The sequence below is a fragment of the Thalassococcus lentus genome, assembly GCF_028023555.1.
GTDB classification, from domain to species: domain Bacteria; phylum Pseudomonadota; class Alphaproteobacteria; order Rhodobacterales; family Rhodobacteraceae; genus Thalassococcus_A; species Thalassococcus_A lentus.
The window spans coordinates 132,939-150,935 of record NZ_JAQIOY010000010.1 but is presented as its reverse complement, the minus strand read 5'-3'; the positions used below and the strand labels follow the sequence as shown (position 1 = coordinate 150,935).

Annotated in this window: 18 protein-coding genes; 6 read left to right on the top strand and 12 right to left on the bottom strand. The window is 58.4% G+C overall.

The genetic code is table 11. The features are described from left to right. Positions 1–268: 268 nt before the first annotated feature. The 4 genes from PFY00_RS18195 to PFY00_RS18180 form a co-directional block, all read right to left on the bottom strand. Positions 269–1,018, bottom strand: coding sequence for a maleate cis-trans isomerase family protein (locus PFY00_RS18195; RefSeq protein WP_271434023.1), 750 nt, complete (start codon positions 1,016–1,018; stop codon positions 269–271). Continuing rightward, a complete protein-coding gene (locus tag PFY00_RS18190) occupies positions 1,015–2,148 on the bottom strand; it encodes a M24 family metallopeptidase (protein WP_271434022.1) in 1,134 nt (377 codons plus the stop codon). The genes PFY00_RS18195 and PFY00_RS18190 overlap by 4 nt, the downstream gene beginning before the upstream one ends. 12 nt (positions 2,149–2,160) lie before the next feature. Beyond that, positions 2,161–3,201, bottom strand: a complete 1,041-nt coding sequence (locus PFY00_RS18185; protein WP_271434021.1) for a pyridoxal-phosphate dependent enzyme — start codon at positions 3,199–3,201, stop codon at positions 2,161–2,163. Positions 3,202–3,288: 87 nt separating this feature from the next. Beyond that, positions 3,289–3,546: a hypothetical protein gene (locus PFY00_RS18180; protein ID WP_271434020.1), complete on the bottom strand. Its 258-nt coding sequence runs from the start codon at positions 3,544–3,546 to the stop codon at positions 3,289–3,291. 132 nt (positions 3,547–3,678) lie between these two features. Here PFY00_RS18180 and PFY00_RS18175 point away from each other — a divergent pair, with 132 nt between their 5' ends. Together PFY00_RS18175 and purL are read left to right on the top strand one after the other, a co-directional pair. Then, positions 3,679–4,251: a DUF6151 family protein gene (locus PFY00_RS18175; protein ID WP_271434019.1), complete on the top strand. Its 573-nt coding sequence runs from the start codon at positions 3,679–3,681 to the stop codon at positions 4,249–4,251. Between the two features lie 139 nt (positions 4,252–4,390). Continuing rightward, the gene (gene purL / locus PFY00_RS18170; RefSeq protein WP_271434018.1) at positions 4,391–6,550 is read left to right on the top strand and encodes a phosphoribosylformylglycinamidine synthase subunit PurL; all 2,160 of its coding nucleotides are present in this window, start codon (positions 4,391–4,393) and stop codon (positions 6,548–6,550) included. Between the two features lie 97 nt (positions 6,551–6,647). Here the strand turns inward: purL and PFY00_RS18165 are convergent, their stop codons facing one another. Continuing rightward, positions 6,648–7,094, bottom strand: coding sequence for a M10 family metallopeptidase C-terminal domain-containing protein (locus PFY00_RS18165; protein ID WP_271434017.1), 447 nt, complete (start codon positions 7,092–7,094; stop codon positions 6,648–6,650). Positions 7,095–7,228: 134 nt separating this feature from the next. Here PFY00_RS18165 and PFY00_RS18160 point away from each other — a divergent pair, with 134 nt between their 5' ends. Further along, a complete protein-coding gene (locus tag PFY00_RS18160; RefSeq protein WP_271434016.1) occupies positions 7,229–7,912 on the top strand; it encodes a M48 family metallopeptidase in 684 nt (227 codons plus the stop codon). Between the two features lie 4 nt (positions 7,913–7,916). Here the strand turns inward: PFY00_RS18160 and PFY00_RS18155 are convergent, their stop codons facing one another. Both PFY00_RS18155 and PFY00_RS18150 read right to left on the bottom strand, forming a co-directional pair. Continuing rightward, positions 7,917–9,059 (bottom strand): hypothetical protein, encoded by a 1,143-nt coding sequence (locus PFY00_RS18155; protein ID WP_271434015.1) that lies wholly within the window; start codon positions 9,057–9,059, stop codon positions 7,917–7,919. 88 nt (positions 9,060–9,147) lie between these two features. Beyond that, on the bottom strand, positions 9,148–9,927 hold the full coding sequence (locus PFY00_RS18150) for an SDR family oxidoreductase (protein WP_271434014.1): 780 nt from the start codon (positions 9,925–9,927) through the stop codon (positions 9,148–9,150). A 146-nt stretch (positions 9,928–10,073) separates the two neighbouring features. Between PFY00_RS18150 and PFY00_RS18145 the strand changes: the two genes are divergently transcribed. Further along, a complete protein-coding gene (locus PFY00_RS18145; RefSeq protein WP_271434013.1) occupies positions 10,074–11,090 on the top strand; it encodes a Hint domain-containing protein in 1,017 nt (338 codons plus the stop codon). A 9-nt stretch (positions 11,091–11,099) separates the two neighbouring features. Here the strand turns inward: PFY00_RS18145 and PFY00_RS18140 are convergent, their stop codons facing one another. Then, complete coding sequence (locus PFY00_RS18140; protein ID WP_271434012.1) at positions 11,100–11,462, bottom strand: nuclear transport factor 2 family protein; 363 nt, start codon at positions 11,460–11,462, stop codon at positions 11,100–11,102. Between the two features lie 96 nt (positions 11,463–11,558). Beyond that, on the bottom strand, positions 11,559–11,717 hold the full coding sequence (locus PFY00_RS18135; RefSeq protein WP_271434011.1) for a hypothetical protein: 159 nt from the start codon (positions 11,715–11,717) through the stop codon (positions 11,559–11,561). A gap of 27 nt (positions 11,718–11,744) precedes the next feature. On the opposite strand from PFY00_RS18135, the gene PFY00_RS18130 reads away from it, so the two are divergent. Both PFY00_RS18130 and PFY00_RS18125 read left to right on the top strand, forming a co-directional pair. After that, a complete protein-coding gene (locus PFY00_RS18130) occupies positions 11,745–13,358 on the top strand; it encodes a peptide chain release factor 3 (protein ID WP_271434010.1) in 1,614 nt (537 codons plus the stop codon). A 232-nt stretch (positions 13,359–13,590) separates the two neighbouring features. Beyond that, entirely contained in the window at positions 13,591–14,931 is a 1,341-nt protein-coding gene (locus PFY00_RS18125; protein WP_271434009.1) for a hypothetical protein, read from the top strand. Positions 14,932–15,022: 91 nt separating this feature from the next. Here PFY00_RS18125 and PFY00_RS18120 read toward each other — a convergent pair whose 3' ends face one another. The 3 genes from PFY00_RS18120 to PFY00_RS18110 form a co-directional block, all read right to left on the bottom strand. Then, positions 15,023–15,415 (bottom strand): hypothetical protein, encoded by a 393-nt coding sequence (locus PFY00_RS18120; RefSeq protein WP_271434008.1) that lies wholly within the window; start codon positions 15,413–15,415, stop codon positions 15,023–15,025. Between the two features lie 249 nt (positions 15,416–15,664). Then, positions 15,665–16,915 carry a vWA domain-containing protein gene (locus tag PFY00_RS18115; RefSeq protein WP_271434007.1) on the bottom strand — a complete coding sequence of 417 codons (1,251 nt, stop codon included), beginning with the start codon at positions 16,913–16,915 and terminating at the stop codon, positions 15,665–15,667. Positions 16,916–16,975: 60 nt separating this feature from the next. Next, the gene (locus PFY00_RS18110; RefSeq protein ID WP_271434006.1) at positions 16,976–17,887 is read right to left on the bottom strand and encodes an AAA family ATPase; all 912 of its coding nucleotides are present in this window, start codon (positions 17,885–17,887) and stop codon (positions 16,976–16,978) included. Between the last annotated feature and the right edge of the window lie 110 nt (positions 17,888–17,997).

Genomic DNA, 17,997 nt, shown 5'->3' with positions numbered 1-17,997 from the left:
AAGGCAAAAGATCAGAAGACCCAATCCCAAGCTTCTCTCCTATCTCAAGGATCGGACGCTTCCGCGCTTCACGCGCAATCTCAATATCAGACTTGTAAGACATCGCTTCTTTCCTAAGGGCTGGCGTGTATTTGCCCAAGGCATACCCCCGCATACCAGCGCCAGTCGCAGCAAATCCGACATTTTGAGCACGGGTTGCGTCGGGTTTGAATACAAGTGGGAGCGCATCGGAAACCCTCGTTGCCGATGGCGTCCGCCTCCCTGCCCGTCAGACCTTCCAGAGCTGCCCCATGCCTGCGGGCGAATCCTGTAGTCCGGCCAATCGCATCATATGCCAGGCAAGCACTTGATTGGACGACAGAACCGGTTTGCCCAGCGCCTGTTCCAGCGGAGCGATGACATCGAGGGTTCGAAGATTTGTACAGGACAAGAACACTGCATCCACATCGGCCTGTTCGCCCAGTTGCTGCGCGGCTTGGTGAACCGATGGCCCGTCGATACGGGCAACACGGGTTTCCACTTCTTCGTCGAAAGAGCCAAAGACGGGCGTTTCGATCCCGTGTTCGGCCACAGCGGCGCGCAACCCATGTGAAACCGACTCCACATAGGGTGACAGCAATGCAAGACGTTGGACGCCCAGCGCCTGACAGGCCGCAACCAAGGCGCTGAGAGGGTTAGTCACCGCCCGCGTGCTGCACCCGGTTTTCACCAGCGTCTCAACCCGCCAGGCGCCGATGACGGACGTTCCGGATGTGCATCCATAGCCAACCACATCGAAGTTCACCGGCGGTGGCAACAGTCCTGCGGCGCGTGGCAGATCGGCTTCCATCTCGGCCAGCGTTTCGCGGCTGACCTCGGGTGCGGACTGAACCCGGCTGACATATTGGGCCACGCCATCCAGCGGAAACAACCTGCGACAGTCGTGTTCAAGAGTTTCATCACTTTGCAGAACAATCAGGCCAAGATTGGCACGTTCGCCCAGCGCAGGGCCCAGAACATATGGAAACGGTGCAGTCATGCCGGAAGCTCCGGAAGGTTACTTGGCGCCGTCGGGCTGAGTTGCCTCGCGCCGTTCTCTTCAATAACGAAATCATCTTCGTGAACGAGGATGCCACCACCGGGGATATCAACACCGGGTTCAAGCGTGATGACCATACCCGGCTCTAGCACCGTGTGATCCTCAGCAATCAACGACAGCCCCTCGGTCAGTTGCATCCCAAGCCCGTGGCCCAAACGCCCGGGGCCCGCCTGACAGATATTCTGCATCGCCTGATACACCTCTGCCGCCGTTGCCCCCGGACGGGCGGCCTCTTGGCCAGCTTGCGTTGCTTCACGCAGGCGTTGATAGCCTGCAGCAACCGCCGGGTCAGGCCGGCCAACCACAAAGTTGCGGTCGTAGTCACAAAAGTATCCCTGATGCACCAAGCCGGTATCCAGCATCAGAACATCTCCGCTCTGCAAAGGCCTGGGCGTCGCCGGGGAAATCACATCATCATAGCCCAGCGATCCTGCGCCCCCAGCCAGATACGGCACCCAGTCGGCCCCCTCTTCGAGACAGAGCCGTTGGAAATTGCGGAACACATCGGACAATGGTGTGCCACGCCCCGCGATTTCGCCCACCCGGTCAAAGGCTCGGCCTGCAATCCCACAGGCTGTTTCGATCAAGGCAACTTCAGCTTGAGACTTGATCGCGCGCAAAAGTGCAACCAGCCCCCCATCAGCATCGATCCGCATCGGAGCAATCAGGTCTTGGACACGGTGGAAGTCCTGCAGCGGCATGCGAAGCTGCGTCTCATAACCCATGGGCATTGCGATGCGCTCTGTGCCGATTTCCCGCAAACACTCGGCAAGCAGCGTAACGCCATCGTCGCCCGGAGTCGGCGCAGGCCAGGTCCGAATGTCGTCGATCCAGGTCTTGGCCATCAATGCCCCGCCGATCGCCGGGATTACGGCCACTGGTTTGCCAGAGGCGGGAATGACGAGGAACCAAGGCCGCGACGGGCTCTCCCAAAACCGGGTAAGGTACCCGGTGAAATAACGCACGTCCGCCTCACTCGTCAGCAAGAGCGCGTCAAATCCGGCCTTGCCCATCGCAGCCTGAGCGCGTGCAAGACGGTTTTCAAATTCGGCTTCGGGAAACACCGTCATGGGCTTTCCTTTCTATTCCGGCTCTTCGCTGAGAATGCACAGCACCCGGGACTCTGCATTAATTCCCAGAAGCGCAGGATCACAAAGTGCTGCGGCCAAGCCAGCACCGCCAGACGGCGTGGTGGCCAGACCCGCTTCGGCCAATAGTGGCATTGCCGTTTCTGCCTCCGCCTCGGAAATCAAAGCAAACTGATCGGCATCCCGTGCAAGACCGCGCAACGCAATCAGCGATGGCGCTTTGCAATCCAGTCGCCCCATACACGACACAGGGCCAGTGGTCTCGACCGCCTCGCCCGCCTTTATGGATTCGAAGAGCGCTGGTGCCGCCTGCGGCTCGACAACCACGATCTTGGGACCATCGCCCCAAACTGCCCGGAACAGTGCGGCGCAGGCCCCCGCCAAGCCACCGACACCGGCCTGCAGCATGATATGCGTGGGCGCTTCCATCTGCTCTGTGCATTCAGCGGCCATGGCCAGATAGCCTTCCATCAGACGATGGGGCAGCTCTGTATATCCTTCCCACGATGAATCGCTCAGCAAAATCCAGCCATTTGCGTCGGCGGCCTGCAATGCAGCCTGCATCGACGCCTCATAGTCCGCGCCAGCCCGAACAACTTCGGCCCCTTTGGCACGCAGACGCGCGGCAAAGCCTTCGGGAACGGTTTCGGACAGGTAGACCACAGCCTTTGCGCCAAACAGCGCGGCACCGGCCGCGACGGAAAGCCCATGGTTCCCGGCGCTTGCAGTGGCATAGGTCCGACCCGCCAGTGCGGTCTGGATGTCGCCGCCCGCCTCGGCAGCGTGGTGTGCGATAACATAGGCCGCGCCAAGAGCCTTGAAGCTGCCCAAACCCATGCGGGTTCGTTCATCTTTGACAAAGACCTCTGCAGCCCCAATGTGCGCGGCAAGCTGCGCGGATTGGGCCAATGGGGTTTCCGCATGCGCAGGGCACCGGGCCAGCAGCGCGCGTGGCGCATCCGCGTTATCGCTGGGTACGGGAATATCCGGAATAAGCAGTCCGGTTCCGCGAAGCGGGTTTTTGATGATTTGCATGGGCACCTCCTCGGCGCACCAAACGCCGGAACTTGGGTGCCGTCAAACGAAAACGCCGCGCCCTGGGGGTTAGGGCGCGGCGAAACGTCAGCCTACGATAGCCAGAACCGCGAGCAGGAAAGCGGTCAGGCCCAACAGGCCGAACTGGAGCGCGAACAGCGCGAGTAACACGGTAAAGGTCAACACCCCGCCCAAAACCAAATTGTGCTGCCCCGGCTCTAGCGTCGCGATCTGGGCATCGATCTCTTCGGCGGAGCGACCGGGCCAGAACCCAGCAATCAACAGGGCCACCAAAGCACGACAGAGCTTGGAAAGTGGTGTGTCTGAGTTTGTTTGCGTTTGCATGGTGTTCCCCGGATGTGAGCAGCGTTTTATGTCTGCTCAAGTCTTACCACCGGCCCCAATTTCATCGCAAAGGCGCTTACGCTTAGCTGCAAGCCCGAATAGGTTACAAACATATCCAAAAGGAGATTGCCCATGACTGATCTCGACTTTTCCTGCAAATGCGGGGCCATGGAATGGCGAATCCTTGATGGCAAAGCAGGCAAACACATCGCCTGCTATTGCGCGGACTGTCAGACATCAGCGCGCCATCTCGGGGCTGCGGACTATCTCGACGCCAGCGGTGGAACCGAGATCTTTCAAACCACGCCGTCCAACATGAAAATAACCCAAGGCCCTGAACATCTGGCGCTGATGCAGCTTGGCCCGAATGGTCTGTTCCGCTGGCATGCAGGATGCTGCGGCACACCATTTGCCAATACCGTCAAAACACCAAAATTCTCATTTTCCGGGATGGTTCTGCCTGCCGGATACGGCTCACTGGGGCCCGTGACAGCGCATGTGCAAACCAAAGCCGCGAACCCGCCCGTGAAGGAACATGGCTTTGCGGCAACCGGTTTGGCCATTTTGTGCAGAGTGTTGGGCGCCCGGATCACTGGCAATTGGCGCGACACGCCATTCTTTGACGAGTCGGGCGCACCTGTTGTTGCCCCTGTCGTCATTTCCAAATCAGACCGTGACGCTGCGCGCCCTGCCCCCCGGCTCTAAGACAGTTCATATGCCACAGGGCAATCCAAGCGCCAATTCGCGGCTCTGGCATCATCCGGGCCGGACATTTCTACGCTCCGCTCTTTCCCCTCCGTGCACGGTGTCGTAAAGAGCGCGCATCGCCACCCCGGGGGACCGCATGCAAGAGCCAGCCATCACCGAAGACCTGATTGCAGCACACGGTATCAATGCCGACGAATACGCTGAAATCCTGCGCATCATGAACCGAGAGCCGACCTTTACCGAACTGGGTATCTTCTCGGCCATGTGGAACGAGCACTGTTCGTACAAATCCTCCAAAATCCACCTCAAGAACCTGCCGACCTCTGGTCCGCAGGTGATCTGTGGCCCCGGCGAAAACGCGGGTGTGGTCGACATTGGTGATGGGCAGGCCGTGGTCTTCAAAATGGAAAGCCACAACCACCCTTCGTATATCGAACCCTATCAGGGCGCGGCCACAGGCGTCGGTGGCATCCTGCGCGATGTCTTTACCATGGGCGCGCGGCCCATCGCTGCGATGAATGCGCTGTCTTTTGGCGAAAAGGACCACCCCAAGACCCGCCAGCTGGTGCATGGCGTCGTCGAAGGCGTCGGCGGCTATGGCAACGCATTTGGTGTTCCCACCGTTGGCGGAGAGGTTCGGTTTCACCCCGCGTACAATGGCAACTGCCTCGTCAATGCCTTTGCCGCTGGTCTCGCGGATGCGGACAAGATTTTCTATTCTGCCGCCTCGGGTGTCGGACGCCCCGTCGTCTATCTGGGCGCCAAGACCGGCCGGGATGGCGTCGGCGGTGCGACCATGGCTTCGGCGGAATTCGATGAATCGATCGAAGAAAAGCGCCCGACCGTTCAGGTTGGTGACCCTTTCACCGAAAAGCGTCTGATGGAAGCCACGCTGGAGCTGATGCAGACCGGCGCCGTGATCTCTATTCAGGACATGGGCGCAGCGGGCCTGACCTGTTCCGCCGTTGAGATGGGCGACAAGGGCGGACTGGGCATTCGGCTCGATCTGGAAAAAGTCCCGCAGCGCGAAGAAAACATGACCGCCTATGAAATGATGCTGTCGGAATCCCAAGAACGGATGCTGATGGTTCTGGATCCTGCCAAAGAGGCCGAAGCTAAGGCCGTGTTCGACAAATGGGACCTCGATTTTGCCGTCGTTGGCGAAACCATCGACGAAGATCGCTTTCTCATCGTTCACAATGGTGAAGTCAAAGCCGACATGCCGCTTTCGCGCCTGTCCTCATCTGCCCCTGAATATGACCGCCCGTGGGAGCCGACAGCCCCCGCAGAGCCTCTGGAAGATGTGCCCCAGATCGACGGCATCGATGGTTTGCGGGCGCTGATCGGCAGCCCCAACTACTGTGGTCGTTCATGGGTCTACGAGCAATACGACAGTCAGGTTATGGCCGACACGGTGCGCATTCCGGGCTTTGGATCGGGCGTGATCCGCGTACACGGCACAGACAAAAAGCTGGCCTTCACCTCGGACGTAACCCCCCGCTACGTGCGGGCCAACCCGATTGAGGGTGGCAAACAGGCTGTGGCCGAAGCGTTCCGCAACCTGTGCGCCGTTGGCGCCCAACCTTTGGCAACCACCGACAACCTCAACTTTGGCAACCCCGAAAAGCCGGAAATCATGGGCCAGTTTGTTGGCGCTCTGAATGGCATCGGGCAAGCATGCACTGCGCTCGACATGCCAATCGTCTCTGGCAACGTGTCGCTCTACAATGAAACCGACGGTCAGGGCATTCTGCCCACACCAACCATCGGCGCAGTTGGCCTGATCAACGCGGAAGAAGAGCCCATCCTTGGTTATGCACGCGATGGACATGTGGCCCTGCTGATCGGTGACGGCGAAGGCCATCTGGGACAATCGGCCCTTCTGGCTGAGGTCTTCAACCGTGAAGAAGGCGACGCACCAACCGTTGATCTGGAAGCCGAACGCCGCAATGGCGATTTCATCCGCGCGCAGCGGGATCTGATCAAGTGTTGCACAGACCTAAGCGATGGTGGTCTGGCCCTTGCCGCCTTTGAAATGGCCGCCGCCTCAGGTGTTGGCGTTCAGCTGGATGATGATGCGACCCCCGCTCTCTTTGGTGAAGATCAGGGCCGCTATCTTGTGGCTTGCAACTTTGATCAGGCCGAAGCGCTGATGATTGCAGCAGGTCAGGCTGGCGTTCCGGTCACAAGCGTTGGTCGCTTTGCTGGGGACACTGTGAAGTTCGGCAACAGCGAAGCCCCTCTGAGCGATCTGGTTGACCTGCACCAATCCGCTTTCGGCGAACATTTCGCCTGAGTTCTGCAACAAAAAAACGGGGCCGATCATACGGCCCCGTTTTTCTTTGATCCGATTTCGGCAGGGAAATCGTGCCTCAGTTGCAAGGCTGAGCGGTTTAGAAAATGTAATCGCTTTGATCAATCTGCGTGTAGTTGAAGTCTTCCAGAACGACTTCTGCAAGCATGTCACCAGACATCGTATCGAAAAACTGTAGGATTGTGTCACCGTCAGCGTCGGCCAAATAGCCCACATACTGCCCACCAAACGGGTTTGCCGGATTTATCCCGAATGCAGAAACATCGATCTGATCGATACCGTCTTCAAAGTCGGTAATAACAAGCCGATCCGTATCCGGGCCAACGACAAACACATCGGCGCCTGATCCACCAGTGACTGTGTCGCTGCCTGCACCCGCGTCAATCGTGTCATCACCGCGACGGCCAAAGATCAGCTCATCTGCGCTGCTCCCAAACAAGAAATCATCACGATTGCTTCCGCGAATGGTGCCGCCGGTGCTTCCGCCTCCGCCATTGCCACCGTTGCCGTTTCCACCTCTGGGCATGAAATACTCCTTTACATCAATTATCTACAATGATGCCCAATGGCTACTTTTGAACGGCGTTCAGGAAAAGTACAGAAATCCATACTTCGATTTACCCCCTTTTCGCGCAGCCCTGCCCGCCCCATATAAGGGCCATGCTCAAGTTCTCTCCGATCATCCTTGCGGTTCTCTACGCACTGGTCATGTACCGTTTTTCCGCTTGGCGAACTGCTAAGGAACTGGATGCGCGGTCTACCGAGCTCGCCGACCCTCAGCTAAAGAAGCTGACGGATCGAATGGCAGCCTCGCTCGATCTGCCGCGCGTGCGGGTGCATATCTATGAAATCGATCCGGTCAACGGGCTGGCCGCGCCGGACGGGCGTATCTTCATCACCCGGGGCTTCTTTCGCAAATATCAAAACGGCGAAGTCACGGCCGAAGAATTGGCCTCGGTCATTGCGCACGAACTGGGCCATGTCGCACTGGGTCATTCCAAGCGGCGCATGATCGACTTTTCCGGTCAAAATGCCCTGCGCACCGCGCTGGCCATGGTGCTGTCACGCTTCCTGCCCGGCGTTGGTGTCTGGATAGCCAACGGACTGACGACCTTGCTGGCGGCCAAACTCTCTCGTTCTGATGAGTATGAAGCGGACGAATACGCCGCAGCGTTGCTGACCAAGGCCGGAATTGGCGTTGAGCCGCAAAAGTCTCTCTTTCACAAGCTCGAAGCACTGACGCAGGCACGATCCGGCGCTGCGCCTGCATGGCTAATGTCTCATCCGAAAACCGAAGAGCGGATCGCGGCACTGGAAAAGCTGGAAACCCGCTGGCAATCCTGACGGGTCAGGCGTCGAGCAGTTCGAATTCCGTACTCGCCACATCCATTCCGTTGATCTGAATGGTTAAACCGTGAGTACCGGGATAGAGCCGAAAGGTTGTCGCATTGCCCTTGAACTTGTGTTGTTTGCTCAGAACCAGCGGTTTACCCGCCTCCAGACCAGTGGATTTCAGCTTAAAGACTTTTTCAGCCTCTCCCTTGGGTCTGGCAAAGCGCAAACGATAATCCACCATGACCGGCAGAGCCTCCGGGCTTTGCACGCTCACATCAAACTCAAGCGCTGATCCGATTTTCACGGATGTAGTGCGCAATGTGATCTTCGCTTCCACGGCTCCAGCCCGATAACCCAGCAGATCCAGCGCGCCGCGCTCTCCCCGTTTGACGGCTGTGCGCAGCGCATGCCGGGTGATCCAGTCCATTTCCTTGGCGGATTGCCGCCCTTCCTCAGCCCAACCCTTCAGGCGCGTGACAACGTCGTCAGGGATGATGCGGGACAGGTCGTTCATGTGATTGGCCACCGACCGCGTGACAAACCGCGCCCGGTCCGCATGCAACCGATCCAGAAAGCGTAACGGCACATCCGGGGCCAAGGTGATATTGGCCGCCCAAGGCAGACGCGGCCGCGTGCCTTCACTGACCAGACGGCGCACATGGTAGTTGTCATCAACAGACCATTCATCCAGCCGCTTCAGCGTTTCCTCCGGCCACCGGTTCAGGAATGGGCGAATGTAGAATTCCATGGAAAACCGCTTGGTCGCCTCATAGAGCAAGTCCAAAGCGCGTTCCCTGTGCTCTTCCATCCCATGCCGCACCGCCAGAATGCCCGGAACTGCGTGGATAAAGCGCCCAAAGTCGTCATCGCTGCGTTCGGGATCAAGCATGGACGGCATCGCCGCTTCCATTGCCTCTGCCATGGCCGGAAAATCCTGTGGCAACTGGGTTTCGAGGCAGGTTGCGATCCAGTCCAGCCGCTCCAACAGCCCGCGCCCGTCAAACCCTGCCAGAACCTCGGCAGAAAACCGCTCTGAGTCAAAACCGGGCAACACCGAATGCTCACGGGCCAGATCCCCGACACTTTCGGCATTAAACAATTGGTCTGAAAGCGAAAAACCCGCGCCGCCCCCCTGCCCGTCTGGTCCTCTTGCCATGCTAGCCCTTCTTTGATTTTCAAACGTCACCACTGCCGGCCCAAGGCGGGCGGGGGCATAGCCCCCTCACCAATCCACGCAATGGGGATCAAATGGTTGCGTTGATCCCCCCGCCATCAAGCAGGATGTTCTGCCCGACGATATAGCCCGCATGCTGCGAGCACAGGAACGCACACATGGCCCCAAATTCTTCAGAGGTGCCGTATCGGCGAGCCGGAATAGTCTCAAACCGAGCCGCCCGCGCCTCTTCGGCCGTGGTATTCTGGCTGCGCGCCGTGTTGGCATCCAAGGTGCGAATACGGTCGGTATCATGAGCCCCCGGCAAAAGGTTGTTCACGATCACGCCAAAGGGCGCCACCTGCCGCGCTGTGCCCGCCACATAACCGGTGAGCCCGGTGCGGGCCGCATTGGACAGACCCAATTGCGGGATTGGCGCCTTGACCGACTGGCTGGTGATGTTGACCACACGGCCCCAGCCCTTGTCGGCCATCTTCGGCATCAACTCTGTCATTAGCGCGATAGGCGTCAACATATTGGAATCCAGTGCGGCGATGAAATCCTCCCGCCCCCAGTCGCTCCAAAGCCCCGGTGGCGGTCCCCCTGCGTTGTTCACCAGAATGTCCAGCTCCCCGGCCGCCGCGAGCACCTCCGCGCGCCCGTCCTCTGTGGTGATATCCGCCGCAACCGTTTGAACACCCACGCCAAACCGGCTGCGGATGTCATCGGCCGTTGCCTCAAGCGCTTCTGCGCCACGGGCGTTCAGAACCAGATTGACGCCAGCCTCGGCCAAGGCTTCCGCACAGCCGCGCCCCAGTCCCTTGCTCGAGGCACAAACCAGCGCCCGTTTTCCCTTGATGCCCAGATCCATTTCCAAATCTCCCCAATGGTGTTGAATTGTATCCCGATGGCCGACAAAAGCCCCGTCTGCTCCCATTTGATGACACATTCACAAACCATACAATCCTCGTTACAGTTTTCCTTTGTGAATGCGTCCCAAACCAGAGTCTGAGCCACATGTCTCTTTCCGCAAGTCAGCGCCCGATCCAAAGCCTTTCAGTTTATCGCGCTGAAATGCTGCGCGTTATCAATGGCGCGAACCTTGGCGATGCTCTGAGTTTTGCCGACGAAGTCATCGAAGACGACGTCTACCGCCTGTCCCCTCTTGCAGCCACCTCCCAGCTGACGGTCATCGCCTCGGCACAATCGCCCTTTGAGGTTGCAGCCGACAGCGAACTGGGCGCGCCCGGCGCACAGGTGCATCTGGACAGTTGCCTGACTCTGATGTCCGGCGACGGCCAGACCACGGAAATTCTGGTTCTGGTCGAAGTTGACGATCAAGGCGATGTCACACAGGTCTACGCCCTTCCGCTTGCGCCGATGCTGCCGCAGTCCGACCACGTTCTGGTTGGTGTAAACCGCGAAACCGCCATGCAGCGCTTTGCGCAGGTGGCCTGTGTTTCCTTCACTGCAGGCACTCTGATCACCATGGCCTCCGGCGCTCAGGAGCCCGTGGAAAACCTCAAGGTTGGCGACCGCGTTCTGACCCGGGACGATGGCCCGCAGGAAATCCGCTGGATCGGCCACCAAACCGTACGAGCCGTTGGCGCGTTTGCCCCGATTGCCATTCGCGAAGGCACATTGAACAACACCCGGGATCTGGTCGTCAGCCCGGACTTCCGGCTGTTCATCTATCAGCGTCGGGACCGGCTTGGCGCAGGTCGTGCGGAATTGCTGGTCCGCGCGCGCCATCTGGTCAACGGAGACACGATCAAACGCCTGTCGGGCGGCTTTGTCGACTATTACCAGATGCTCTTTGACAACCACCAGATCATCTATGCCGAGGGCATCGCTGCGGAATCGCTGCTGGTCGACACCCGGACCAGCGGTGTGTTGCCCGAAGAGCTGAACGACCGGCTGACACAGCTGATCCCCGGCCACCGCAAAACCAGCCACCGCGAACTTGAGGTCCAGGAGGCGCTGTTGGCACGGCCAGACGCTGCCGAGATTTTACGCAAATCATCAACCAACTGACGCGGCCCGTTATCCGTAGAAGAACTCTTCGCGCACAATCTTGCCTTCTGCGACGTGGTAAACCGCGACTTCCTTCATGTCGAAGCTTTCACCGCTGGCCTTCTCGTGCCCCTGCACTTCGAAAATCACGGCAAAACGGTCATCTCCGTGGATCATCGGATCACTGACCTGACCGCCTGTGACTTCAAAGGTCTCAGCCCACCAGCTGTGCTTGGCGCGGATGCCGTCCAAACCTTTGGTCTCACGACCGTTGCCTTGGTCCATGGCCTCGACGGACACGGCGTCGGGGGCATAAAGACGCTCCAGATTGACGCTTTCCTGATTTGTGCGGCAGCCTTCCACCAATTCATTTGCAATCGCTTTGATATCCATCAATCCCTCCAAATGTTCTATTTATGTTCTCATGAATAACGCAGCCCTTAACAGTTTAGCAAGTCTTTCAGTTAAAACCCTCAGCGCCGGCAGAAATTAGCCAATGAACCCGTCTGCCGTTGTACCAGCGGCTGCGAAAAGCCACGCGCGCCGCTTGAGCGACACGCCCAATGGCTTCTCATTTTCAAAAATACGCAAAACCCGCCATCTGCCAGCCGCACCCACAACCGCCAGCTTTGTGCATGGATTGTGCATCTTGCGATTCCGCGTTACGCAGCCGCCATGTCCGACACGCAGACCGCCACCAACCGCCCCGCCCTGCCCGCCGAGATTGCCCGGCGGCGTACCTTTGCCATTATCTCGCATCCGGATGCGGGTAAGACGACGCTGACCGAAAAGTTCCTGCTTTATGGTGGTGCGATCCAGATGGCGGGACAGGTGCGTGCCAAGGGCGAAGCGCGGCGCACGCGCTCAGACTTCATGCAGATGGAAAAGGATCGCGGCATCTCCGTTTCGGCATCTGCGATGTCGTTTGATTTCAAACACTTCCGCTTTAATCTGGTGGACACCCCCGGTCACTCCGACTTTTCCGAAGACACGTATCGCACACTGACTGCGGTGGATGCTGCCGTTATGGTGATCGATGGGGCCAAGGGCGTCGAAAGCCAGACGCAAAAGCTCTTTGAGGTTTGCCGTCTGCGCGATCTGCCGATCCTGACCTTTTGCAACAAGATGGACCGCGAGGCGCGCGACACCTTCGAGATCATTGACGAGATTCAAGAAAACCTCGCCATCGACGTGACACCGGCCAGCTGGCCAATTGGCATGGGCCGCGATTTTCTGGGCTGTTACGATTTGCTGAACGACCGGCTTGAACTGATGGACCGCGCCGACCGCAACAAGGTCGCGGAAACCATCACGCTGAATGGCCTGGACGATCCGGCCATGGAAGACCACATCCCCGCAGCCCTGTTGGAACAGTTGCGCGAAGAAGTGGAAATGGCGCGCGAATTACTGCCAACACTTGATCCGCAATCGGTGCTCGAAGGGCACATGACCCCGATCTGGTTTGGCTCGGCCATCAACAGCTTTGGCGTTCAGGAACTGATGGAAGGGATTGCAACCTACGGGCCCGAACCACAGCCGCAGCGCGCAAGCCCGCGCGAGATCGCCCCTGAGGAAAAAAAGGTCACTGGCTTTGTCTTTAAGGTGCAGGCCAACATGGATCCAAAACACCGTGACCGGGTGGCCTTTGTCCGGCTGGCTTCAGGTCATTTCCATCGCGGTATGAAGCTGACCCATGTGCGCAGCAAAAAACCCATGGCGATCTCGAACCCGGTACTCTTTCTGGCCTCGGATCGGGAATTGGCCGAAGAGGCCTGGGCCGGGGACATCATCGGCATTCCGAACCACGGCCAGTTGCGCATCGGCGACACACTGACCGAGGGCGAAATGCTAAAGGCGACCGGTATTCCCAGCTTCGCACCTGAATTGCTGCAAAGCTGTCGGGCGGGCGATCCGATGAAAGCAAAGCACTTGGAAAAGGCCTTGATGCAATTTGCCGAAGAAGGTGCGGCCAAGGTCTTCAAACCTGCCTTTGGTTCGGGCTTTATCGTCGGCGTTGTCGGCGCACTGCAATTCGAAGTGCTGGGTAGCCGGATCGAATTGGAGTACGGCCTGCCCGTCCGCTTTGAAGGCAGCCAGTTTACATCTGCCCGCTGGGTGCATGGTCAAAAGGATGCGGTGGAAAAATTCACCAATGCCAACAAGCAGCACATCGCCCATGACCATGATGGGGACGTCGTTTACCTGACACGTCTGCAATGGGACATCGACCGGGTTGAACGGGATTATCCGGATGTGACGCTTTCCGCGACCAAGGAAATGCTGAACTGATCGCAACCGTTTTGCCCGCGATCTCCTTCTGCGGGCAAAAAAAATGAAATTTCCATTAAACCGGGCAATTTAATTTGACCCTAGGTAAGTAAGATCAGACGCTCGCCTCACCCAAAAGGAGAGTGTCATGGTTAACTCAACAACCAATAGTTCAAATACATGTAAGAGTATCATTGGTTTAGGCCTTGTTTGCGCCGCAGGTCTCGGCGCGGGTCCCCTGTCAGCTCAGGTCGTGCTTCCGACAGACGCGCAGGTCACCTGCGGGGTGGATCAGACGGCGTTCAACAGCTGGTTCAGCGGTGGGACAGCCACTGCTGGTGGCGCGGTCGAACCGGCCAACGGCTTTGACTTTCCGCCCCCTGCGACCAACACCAAGTGCGATTTCTACAAATGGGGCGCACAGATGTTCCTGTGGCTGACATCCCCGGATTCAGCAGGCGGCGTGGTTGTTGACGGTGCGCAGTTTTACGACGTTGTGCCGGATGGCAGCGGCAACCGGAAATTCATCCAGAACGGATCATCAGACAATCTGATGCAGCTACGCAGCGTGAAATCCATCACCTCCGAAGGCACGGGTCAGGCTGGTGGCGGCGATGTCCTGATCAACGCAAACAATTCTCTGGTCTACTACGGCGTGCATGCAAACGATATCTACGCATGGTTCCGAACTGGCACCGTGAATGGCGCGCTGAGCGAACTGGGCGATGACTTTCCCACCACCGAGGATCAGGTCAATCTGATCGTCGAATACGCGATCGACAACGGTGCGGAAATCACGGACACGCGCGCCAGCACAATGGAGCTTAAAACCTCTTGGGTGGATGCCTCAACCGTGACCAAGGCAGACTTTGTGACTGCGCAGGCCGTGGTTCCGACATATGACGAAACCGGGGACACCTGGGTTGTGACCGGAACCGAAACCATAGAGCTGGCCCTGGTGGGCATGCACATCGCGGCGCCGGTGTTGGGGCATCCCGAACTGGTCTGGATCAGCTATGAGCACATCAACAACGCGCCCATGGCCGACTATGTCTACACCACAACTGGCGGCGATCAGTCGTTGGTGGCCTACAATGCCAGTGGCACATGGACCTTCGATGTTGACGCAACATACACGCCAGATGTGATTGTTCCCAATGCCGCACAGCAATCTGATGGCAGCATCAAGGCCAAGAACGGCGGCCCGATCGGACCGGTCAAAGTGGCGCAAAAGAACCCATGGGGTGTTGCGCCAGGACCGAACAACGATGCAGGAAACAACACAGATCTGGTGTCGTTGAACGTCTCGGTGATGGGGATGTTATCAGCACTGTCTGATGTCCGCGCGAACTACTATCAGATTGGCGGCATCTGGACGTCCGAAGGCCAGCTTCCGCTGAGCGGAACAGACGGAACGATCCGCGGCGGTTTACGTTTGGCCAACTCGACGATGGAGACGTTCCACCAGTATCCCGATCACAACGGGTTCACATCGGAAAACTGCTTCACGTGCCATTCGGTGTCTGATCGCACCAGCCCCGGGGTCAATGTCAGCCATATCTTCGGCTCGCTTAACCCGCTTGGCAGCAACTAAGCCCTGCAAAACAGCAAACAGGCGCGCGAATATTTCGCGCGCCTGTTCTATGAAGTCGTCGTGGATTACCGCTTTGCGTCCAAGACCCCGATCAGAACAGATCAAGGGCCTCTTGGATTTCCACGTTGAGATCAGCCAAGACACCTTCTGTGACATCCGCAGATGCGTCACCCGCCGGGGCCGCCCCTGCGTCCGCAGGCGAAACGGCCGCTGGCACTATGATGGCCGCCTCGGAATCAACCTGCGCGTCACGGGCCGCAGAAAAGGCGATACTGTCCGCCGAGCCGCCAGACGCTGCAACAAGGCCCAAAAGGTCCAACGATGGTGCAGGCTGTACATCAGCGCCGCCACTGCCATTGTCGCCGGTGTAAAGCTCGCCAAGGTCCGATCCAAAGGTGCCACTGGTTGGCGCAGTCACTGTTGGGGTCGAACCCGGTCCGGTTGCGTAGCCTTTGATCGGGAACCCACCCGGGACAGCATTCATGATTTCAACAAAGGTGCTGTTAGACAAAAGTGGATGATAGGACGGTGTGTAGCTACTGGAAGCGCTGCATACGAGACACATGGATTAAGACCCCAATGAAAAAACTGCTATGCGATGACTTAGCATAACCAACGTCATCCATGAACATCAATATGCGGCACTGACTGGAATCTTGCCACCGCACGGACGGAAATCAAACACCCCTTCTGTCTTCTGGCGGTCTGGAGACGCAACACAGGAATGCACAAGCTAGAGCAGCGCCATCAAGCGGGCTTTTTCGCCCAGATCATCCGGGCGCGAGATCGCCTCGGCCAGATCTTCCAGTGATTGGATCGAATGGCCTGCGCGAAAACTGTGGACATGGGGCAGCATGGCCCGAATGCCCGTCGCTTTTGGTGCAAACCCTTCCCATCGCAACAGGGGATTGAGCCAGATCAGCCGACGCGAAGACAGGTGCAGGCGTTCCATTTCCTTTTCCAAGGCCCCCACGTCGTCCCGGTCGAGCCCATCAGTGATCAACAACACAACTGCGCCCTGCCCCATAACCCGCCGCGACCAATCGCGATTAAAGTCATGCAGGCAAGATCCGATCCGGGTGCCGCCTTCCCAGTCCTGCGCCTCGGCCCCGGCCGATTTGAGCGCAGCATCCACGTCACGGGTGGCCAGATGCCGGGTGATGTTGGTCAGCCGGGTTCCAAAGGTAAAGGCATGCACCTTTGCCCAGCCAGCCCCCTTCTCATTGGCCACCGCATGCAGAAAATGCAAAACCATGCGGCTGTATTGGCTCATGGAGCCCGAAATATCGCAAAGCACAACGAGATTGGGCCAGCGTTCGCGTTGCTTGGCCCGTGCGATGGTGTGTATTTCTCCGCCATGACGCAACGCAGAGCGAATGGTCCGCCGCGCATCCATCCGCGCCCCATGCACCGAAGCCTGACGTCGGCGGGACGCAATCGGTTTAACGGGCAAGGTCAGCCTTGCGATCATGCGCTTGGCCTGTGCGATCTCTTCTGTGGACATCTGTTCAAAGTCGAGACTGCGCAGTTTTTCCTCGGACGACATGGTCATCGAGGCGTCAATCTCGATCTGCGTGCCTTCCTCTTCGTTTTCCTGTTCCGGCATCTCGGGCATCTCGTCGCCCAGCAAGGCCTGCGCTGCCCGTTTTTCGGCGGCCTGCGCGCTGCGTTCCTCTTGTACACCGCGGATTGCAGGCAGCATGAAGGACATCATGTGTTCGAGATACCGTGGGTCGCGCCAATAGAGGCGAAAGACCTGCGCAAAGACCCGGCGATGTTCGGGCCGGTTCACAAAACAGGCGTGCAAGGTCCAGTAAAAATCCATGCGTTCAGTAAAGCCCGCTGCTTCGACAGCGCGGATCGCATCGACGACGCGCCCCGGACCAACCGGCAGCCCCGCCCGCCGCAGCGCCCTCGCAAAATGAATAATGTTCTGCGCAAGACGCGGGTGTTCCGGGATTTCTATCGGGGCATATTCAGGCATGGCTGTTCATTTGGGGGCTCTGCCCCCAAACCCCCGGGATATTTACGGCACAAAGAAACACTAGGCGACATCGAGCGACTGAGACACATTGTCGAGAATGCGCTTGGCCTCGGATCCTTGCAGTTTCTGGATGTCATCTTGGTATTTCAGAATGGCGCCCAGTGTGTCCGAGATCACTTCGGGTGACAGGTCAACCACGTCCAGCGCCAGAAGGCATTTCGCCCAATCGATGGTTTCGGCAACGCCCGGTTTCTTGAAGATGTCCTCGGTGCGCAGAGCCTGAACAAAGGCAACAATCTGATGGGAGAGGGTTTCGGCCACTTCCGGCGCACGCGCGTTGAGAATGTCGACCTCGCGTTCGAAGCCCGGATAGTCGACCCAATGGTACAGGCACCGGCGTTTGAGCGCGTCATGAACTTCGCGTGTTCGGTTGGACGTCAGGATCACGATGGGCGGCTCGGGAGCTTTGATCGTGCCGATTTCAGGAATGGTGACCTGAAAATCCGACAGCGCTTCCAGCAAAAAGGCCTCGAACGGTTCATCCGTTCGGTCCAGTTCGTCGATCAGCAGGATGGGCGCGCCGTTTTCATCCGGGCGCATCGCTTCGAGCAACGGACGTTCAATCAGGAACTCAGGGCCGAACAACTCAGCGTTGAGCGCAGCACGATCTGCGCCGCCGCCCGCTTCGGCTGTGCGAATGGCAATCATCTGAGCCGGAAAGTTCCATTCATAGACAGCCGAGGACGCATCCAACCCTTCATAGCACTGCAGGCGGATCAGTTTACGGCCGAGACAGGCCGCCAATGCTTTGGCAATCTCGGTCTTGCCGACGCCTGCTTCGCCTTCGAGAAACAGCGGACGGCCAAGCTTGAGCGACAGGAAGACGACCGTCGCAAGCGCGCGGCCACACACGTACCCGGTGTCATTCAGGCGCGCCTGGACCTCGTCGATGCTCTGCGGGATTTGGGTCATGATGTCCTCCGTGTTCCCTTTCAACTGCCTGTACAGCCCGCTGCGGTCAATAGCGCCAAGGTCGCACAGAAAACTGCCAAATTCGGGATACGTTGACGGAACTGCGCCAA

What these genes read in the sequence shown, in the direction of transcription:
- PFY00_RS18195 (WP_271434023.1), bottom strand. Translation starts at nt 1,018, where the DNA reads ATGACTGCACCGTTTCCATATGTTCTGGGCCCTGCGCTGGGCGAACGT.
- PFY00_RS18190 (WP_271434022.1), bottom strand. Translation starts at nt 2,148, where the DNA reads ATGACGGTGTTTCCCGAAGCCGAATTTGAAAACCGTCTTGCACGCGCT.
- PFY00_RS18185 (WP_271434021.1), bottom strand. Translation starts at nt 3,201, where the DNA reads ATGCAAATCATCAAAAACCCGCTTCGCGGAACCGGACTGCTTATTCCG.
- PFY00_RS18180 (WP_271434020.1), bottom strand. Translation starts at nt 3,546, where the DNA reads ATGCAAACGCAAACAAACTCAGACACACCACTTTCCAAGCTCTGTCGT.
- PFY00_RS18175 (WP_271434019.1), top strand. Translation starts at nt 3,679, where the DNA reads ATGACTGATCTCGACTTTTCCTGCAAATGCGGGGCCATGGAATGGCGA.
- purL (WP_271434018.1), top strand. Translation starts at nt 4,391, where the DNA reads ATGCAAGAGCCAGCCATCACCGAAGACCTGATTGCAGCACACGGTATC.
- PFY00_RS18165 (WP_271434017.1), bottom strand. Translation starts at nt 7,094, where the DNA reads ATGCCCAGAGGTGGAAACGGCAACGGTGGCAATGGCGGAGGCGGAAGC.
- PFY00_RS18160 (WP_271434016.1), top strand. Translation starts at nt 7,229, where the DNA reads ATGCTCAAGTTCTCTCCGATCATCCTTGCGGTTCTCTACGCACTGGTC.
- PFY00_RS18155 (WP_271434015.1), bottom strand. Translation starts at nt 9,059, where the DNA reads ATGGCAAGAGGACCAGACGGGCAGGGGGGCGGCGCGGGTTTTTCGCTT.
- PFY00_RS18150 (WP_271434014.1), bottom strand. Translation starts at nt 9,927, where the DNA reads ATGGATCTGGGCATCAAGGGAAAACGGGCGCTGGTTTGTGCCTCGAGC.
- PFY00_RS18145 (WP_271434013.1), top strand. Translation starts at nt 10,074, where the DNA reads ATGTCTCTTTCCGCAAGTCAGCGCCCGATCCAAAGCCTTTCAGTTTAT.
- PFY00_RS18140 (WP_271434012.1), bottom strand. Translation starts at nt 11,462, where the DNA reads ATGGATATCAAAGCGATTGCAAATGAATTGGTGGAAGGCTGCCGCACA.
- PFY00_RS18135 (WP_271434011.1), bottom strand. Translation starts at nt 11,717, where the DNA reads ATGCACAATCCATGCACAAAGCTGGCGGTTGTGGGTGCGGCTGGCAGA.
- PFY00_RS18130 (WP_271434010.1), top strand. Translation starts at nt 11,745, where the DNA reads ATGTCCGACACGCAGACCGCCACCAACCGCCCCGCCCTGCCCGCCGAG.
- PFY00_RS18120 (WP_271434008.1), bottom strand. Translation starts at nt 15,415, where the DNA reads ATGAATGCTGTCCCGGGTGGGTTCCCGATCAAAGGCTACGCAACCGGA.
- PFY00_RS18115 (WP_271434007.1), bottom strand. Translation starts at nt 16,915, where the DNA reads ATGCCTGAATATGCCCCGATAGAAATCCCGGAACACCCGCGTCTTGCG.
- PFY00_RS18110 (WP_271434006.1), bottom strand. Translation starts at nt 17,887, where the DNA reads ATGACCCAAATCCCGCAGAGCATCGACGAGGTCCAGGCGCGCCTGAAT.